At 75.3% G+C, this 1,589-nt stretch carries 1 protein-coding gene and 1 pseudogene; both read right to left on the bottom strand.

Going from position 1 to position 1,589, the window contains the following annotated elements:
* Window positions 1–737 (bottom strand): beta-ketoacyl synthase N-terminal-like domain-containing protein (locus ABD317_RS36730; RefSeq protein ID WP_425582536.1); only part of this gene is annotated, 737 nt, incomplete at its 3' end.
* 334 nt (window positions 738–1,071) lie between these two features.
* Window positions 1,072–1,329, bottom strand: a pseudogene (locus ABD317_RS36735) (FHA domain-containing protein); the annotation flags it as partial.
* Window positions 1,330–1,589 lie beyond the last annotated feature (260 nt).

Genomic DNA, 1,589 nt, shown 5'->3' on the forward strand with positions numbered 1-1,589 from the left:
GCGCCGCGGCCTGCTTCCGCGACCGGGCGCACGGCCGGCGCGGCCCTGGTGCCCGGCCCCGCCTCCGGCGGGTCCGCCACGTCCAGCTCCCCCAGTATCCGCAGGCCGCGGGCCTCCGCCTCGCCGCGGCGCAGCAGCACCGCCGCTGCCGCCGCCTCCGTCGTCTCGTGTCCCGGCGGCGGCGTCACCAGCTCCGCCGCGGCCGTCGCGCCGATCACCACGGCCGCGTCCAGTTCGCCCGCCGCGAGGCGGCGGCAGGCCGCCGCCAGCGCCGCGTGGGAGGAGTCCGGGCCGGCGTCGAGCGTCATGTTGGGGCCGTGCAGGTCGAGGAGCTGTGCCACCCGGGACGCGATGACGTTGGGCATCAGCCCCGGCAGCGAGTCGCTGTTGCTCTCCGGCGCCAGCGCCCGTACGCGCGCGGTCAGCGCGGCCACGTCGACGTCGGCCCCGGCCCGGGCGGCGATGTCGTCCAGGTACGCGCGCATGGTGCACGCCTGCGCCTGCCGCACCTGGCCGCTGTGCCCGACGAACACGCCCGTGCGCGCCAGGAGTCCGGCGTCCGCCCCGTCCCACGCCTCCCGCAGCGCCAGCGCGCACGTCAGGGCCATCAGCTGGCTGCGGTCCAGCCGCTCCAGCACCGCCGGCGGCAGCCGCACCTCCAGCGGCGCCGGCGCCGGGAACGACGCGCCGAAGACGCGGCCGGCCGGCGGCTCCAGGGCGGTCGTCGCGACGACCACGACCGGCTCCGGGCCGGCGGCCGCGGCCGCCGCGGGGGGCGCCGGCGCCGGGCGGGCGCTGCGGCGCGGAGTGCTGGGGGGGCGGCACGAACGGCTGCTGCGGCGGCGGCGCGCCGACGGGCGGCCCCTGGAACGGAGGGCCCTGGGGCGGAGGGCCCTGCGGGGGCGCGCCCCAGCCGCCGGCGCCGGGCGCGGGCGCGTGCTGCGGCGGCGCGACCTGCTGGGCGGCGGGCGGCTGCTCGGCCATCGCGGTCTGCGCGCTGTACACGTCGGGGGCGGCGGCACCGACCGGCGCGGAGAGCCGCAGCTGCGGCCCGTCGGTGGCGTTGCCGAGGTAGACGACCGAGCCGGGACCGATCTCGATCTGGTGGACCCGCTGGCCCTCCACGTACGAGCCGTTGGTGCTGCCGACGTCCTCAAGCAGCCAGCCGCGGCCGCCCCAGCGGAGGCTGGCGTGCCGCCAGGAGACCCTGGCGTCCTCCAGTACCACGTCCCCCTGCGGATCCCGCCCGACGCGGTAGGCGCGCGCCGGATCGAGAGTCCATGTCTGTCCGTTCAGTTCAAGTACGAGTTCAGGCACTCCATGCCCCACAAAGTTGTCCCCCGAGGTGCCCCCTGTACGGCACCTGACTTCAACAGGCCCGTAGGGATTCTAGGGATGGCGAACATCCTGAGGAACTATTTCAGTAACAGTCCCTTCACGAAAACGGGGGCCAGCGTACGAGACGGAACACAGGGCTCCACTTCCCCTCGTCGCAGGGGGATTCGCGCACGTTGACGGCACTTGATCACTTACAGACAGTGAGCTTTTTCCAACCTCAGTTTGAGCATGTGAGGTGGAGGGTGAGGGCT

This window comes from Streptomyces synnematoformans (assembly GCF_039531005.1).
Taxonomy (GTDB): domain Bacteria; phylum Actinomycetota; class Actinomycetes; order Streptomycetales; family Streptomycetaceae; genus Streptomyces; species Streptomyces synnematoformans.